This is a genomic window from Thermoanaerobacter sp. A7A, from assembly GCF_000445185.1.
Classification (GTDB): Bacteria; Bacillota; Thermoanaerobacteria; order Thermoanaerobacterales; family Thermoanaerobacteraceae; genus Thermoanaerobacter.
Genome location: NZ_AVAF01000026.1, coordinates 1 through 1,704 on the forward strand (window position 1 = coordinate 1; position 1,704 = coordinate 1,704).

General features: G+C 33.5%; 2 protein-coding genes. Both read left to right on the plus strand.

Annotation, left to right across the window (positions count from 1 at the left end; all coding sequences use genetic code 11):
• A partial coding sequence (locus M663_RS0101645) for a membrane protein (protein ID WP_029687729.1) occupies positions 1–774 on the plus strand: 774 nt, incomplete at its 5' end.
• Between the two features lie 48 nt (positions 775–822).
• Positions 823–1,539 (plus strand): DUF2225 domain-containing protein, encoded by a 717-nt coding sequence (locus M663_RS0101650; protein WP_029687731.1) that lies wholly within the window; start codon positions 823–825, stop codon positions 1,537–1,539.
• The last annotated feature ends 165 nt before the right edge of the window (positions 1,540–1,704 follow it).

The following is a 1,704-nucleotide window of genomic DNA, read 5'->3' on the forward strand; positions in this document are numbered from 1 at the left end:
TTTTTTTTGTTTGGAGCACTATCTGCAATGATAGCAGGTTGTGGTGCAATTTTTGAAGAGCAATTTGGGCTTCCTTCTACTTTTGGGGGTGTAGTAATGGCAGTATTATCGGTTGTAACAGTATTAACAGGAATTGGAGGAGTTATTTCTGCCATTTCTTTTGTAGTGCCTTTGCTCTTGCTTGCCATAATCATTGTGGGTACTTTTTCCCTTTTTTATGGACCAGACATTACGGTTATAACAATTGCTGACTTTCCTTTTAAAGCTGCAGTAAAAAATTTTGCATTGTCGGGAGTACTTTATGCTTCCTATAATCTTTTGATGGCAGTTGCCATTCTTGCTCCTCTTGGACAGAAAACCAACGACAGGTCAAAACTAAGATGGGGAGCTATATTAGGAGGAATGGGATTAGGATTAGGTGCGTTTTTGATATTTTTTACAATTCTTATAAATATGCCTACTGCTTCTTTATATGAGATACCCATGCTTTATGTTGCTGGTAATATTTCACCGGTTTTGAAATTTGTATACAGTTTTATTTTGATTGCAGAAATATATACTACGGCTGTTGGAAATCTATATGGGTTTGCGGCAAGGTTTACAGAAGTTGGGTCAGTGAAATATAAGATTTTTACTGTTGCCTCGGGAGGAATAGCCCTTATAGCTAGTAGGTTTGGTTTTGCAAAACTTGTTCATTATTTATATCCTATTGCTGGTTATGGAGGCATTATTATGCTTATTGGCCTTACATATGGAATAATAAATCACAAATAATTTCAACTTTTGCAGATAGCTAATTTTTTATCTAGAGAATGTCGAAAAATGTTGATGAGTATGTTAAAATATTTAATAGGACTAATGTTGGACGGAGGTGTAATATTGGAGAACAAATATTTGTACGAGAAAAAAGCCGTATGTCCAGTGTGTAAGAGAGAATTTACATATACTAAAGTAAGGACTTCACAATTGAAGGTGGAAGAAAGAGAAAGAGATTTTTATACTAAATATAAAGATGGCATTAATCCTTTCTTTTATGAGGTTATTGTGTGCCCAAATTGTGGATATGCTGCTTTGGAATCTGAATTTGACAGAATAACTAATGACAAAAAGGAAAAAATCCTGTCACTGGTAACGGCTAAGTGGGTTAAAAGAGAATTTTCTGGTGAAAGAACACCTCAAAAAGCGTTAGAAACCTATTTATTGGCTTTATATTGTTCCCAGATAAAAGAAGATAAACCCATAGTTTTTGCGAAGACTTGTCTTAGAATTGCTTGGATATATAGGATTTTAAATGATAAGGTAAATGAAGAAAAATATTTGAAATATGCATTGGATTCTTATATAAAAGCCTATAGTGGTTCGGATATATATGAGGAAGAAATACTTCTTATATACATGATAGCAGAACTTAATAGAATGTTAGGCAATAAAGAAGAGGCATTAAAATGGTATAATAAAGTGATAAATCATCCTGATAGGTCTCGTCATAATTTAATAGTCAATCTTGCAAGAGATGGATGGCAAAGTTTAAAAGAATGAGGGCATGTTTTTTAGAATGCCCTCATATTTTATTTAGAGAGCAAAAAGTTTAAGAAAGGGGATTGGGATGTCTTACGGTAAGAAGCAAATGCAACAAACAATTTACTACTTTGATAAAACTGACTTTACCGGCTTAAATAGTCAAGAAGCGCAAAAAAGGTTATT

What these genes read in the sequence shown, in the direction of transcription:
- M663_RS0101650 (WP_029687731.1), top strand. Translation starts at nt 823, where the DNA reads ATGTTGATGAGTATGTTAAAATATTTAATAGGACTAATGTTGGACGGA.